We start from the raw sequence: 1,535 nt of genomic DNA, 5'->3' as shown, positions 1-1,535 counted from the left end.
CGCCGGGGCGGCAGCTACATCCTCACCGGCAGGGGCGTGGAACAGCACGTCGACGGCACGGACACCGCCACCGCCGCCATCAACCTCGCCTTGCTGCTGGGCCTGCCCGGCTCCGCGCGCAGCGGCTACGGCACCCTCACGGGCCAGGGCAACGGCCAGGGCGGACGCGAGCACGGCCAGAAGGCGGACCAGCTCCCCGGCTACCGCAAGATCACCGACCCCGCCGCCCGCGCCCACATGGCTGCGGTGTGGGGCGTTCCGGAGACGCTGATCCCCGGCCCAGGCCTCCCCGCCGTCGAACTTCTCAAGTCCCTGGGACAGCCCGACGGCGTCCGTTGCCTCTTCGTGCACGGCGCCAATGTGGCGGTTTCCGCGCCGGATGCCAACGCCGTGATCGCCGGGCTGCGGAGCCTGGACTTCCTGGTGGTTTGCGACTTCTTCCTCTCCGAGACCGCCGCCGAGGCGGACCTGGTCCTGGCGGTCACGCAGTGGGCAGAGGAGGAGGGCACCCTGACCAACCTTGAGGGCCGGGTGCTGCGCCGCCGCCGGGCCATCGCTCCCCCGCCCGGGGTCCGCAGCGAGTTGTGGATCATGACCCGGCTGGCCGAGGCCCTGGATGCCCCCTCAATGTTCAGCGAGGATCCGGAGACCGTCTTCGAGGAACTCCGGCTCGCGTCCGAAGGCGGCCTGGCCGACTACTCCGGGATCGACTACGCCATGCTGGACCGCGGCGAGGCCGCCTACTGGCCCTACCCCGCCGGCAGCACCGGCACGCCGCGGCTGTTCCTCGACTCGTTTGCCCACCCGGACGGGCGGGCCGTGTTCACCCCGGTGACGCCCCGCCGTCGTGCTGTTGCTTCGGCTTCCGCCGGCGCTGCGGCCGCTGCGGACCGGGCCGGCAAGCCGATGACCCTGATCACCGGGCGGCTGCTGGAGCATTACCAGTCCGGTGCGCAGACGCGGCGGGTTCCCGCGCTGGCCGAGGCCCAGCCGGAAGCGAGGCTGCAGATCCATCCGGCGGCCGCCGCAGCGCAGGGCATCGCCGATGGCGATTTTGTCTCAATTTCCAACGGCCGCGGCGAGGTGTCCTGCCGCGCCGCGTTGAGCACGGAGATCCGGCCTGAAACGGTGTTCCTGCCGTTCCACTTCCCGGAACTGGGAAGCGCCAACCGCCTCACGGAGGCGGCCACGGACCCGATCTCCGGGATGCCGGAGTTCAAGTACAGCCATGTCTGGGTCCGGCCCGGCGCTGCCAAGCTCCGCGCCACTGAACTGCCGGCCACTGAACTGCAGAAGGAAGGTGCGTCATGACTGAGCGCATTGTTGTTGTGGGCTTCGGGCCGGTGGCCGCGCGGCTGGTCGACGAGCTGCTGCCGGCGGTCCGCAGCGGACTGGCGCACCTGATCGTGATCGGCGAGGAGGCGGAAGCCGCGTACAACCGCGTGCTCGTGGCGGACCTCGGGGTCGGCCGGACCACGGCGTCGGCCCTGGCGCTGTCCGATGCCGCCGCGCTGATTGCCGGCGGCGTCGACGTC

1 protein-coding gene and 1 pseudogene are annotated in these 1,535 nt (G+C 71.6%); both read left to right on the top strand.

Annotation, left to right across the window (positions count from 1 at the left end; all coding sequences use genetic code 11):
- Positions 1-1,311 (top strand): molybdopterin oxidoreductase family protein (locus K789_RS0104220; protein WP_024365664.1); only part of this gene is annotated, 1,311 nt, incomplete at its 5' end.
- A pseudogene (locus tag K789_RS22270) lies at positions 1,308-1,535 on the top strand (NAD(P)/FAD-dependent oxidoreductase); the annotation flags it as partial. The gene K789_RS0104220 and the pseudogene K789_RS22270, both read left to right, overlap by 4 nt.

Source organism: Arthrobacter sp. TB 26, assembly GCF_000427315.1.
Lineage (GTDB): Bacteria > Actinomycetota > Actinomycetes > Actinomycetales > Micrococcaceae > Arthrobacter.
Note: the sequence above shows the minus strand (reverse complement) of the source record. Positions and strands in the feature narration are given on the sequence as shown.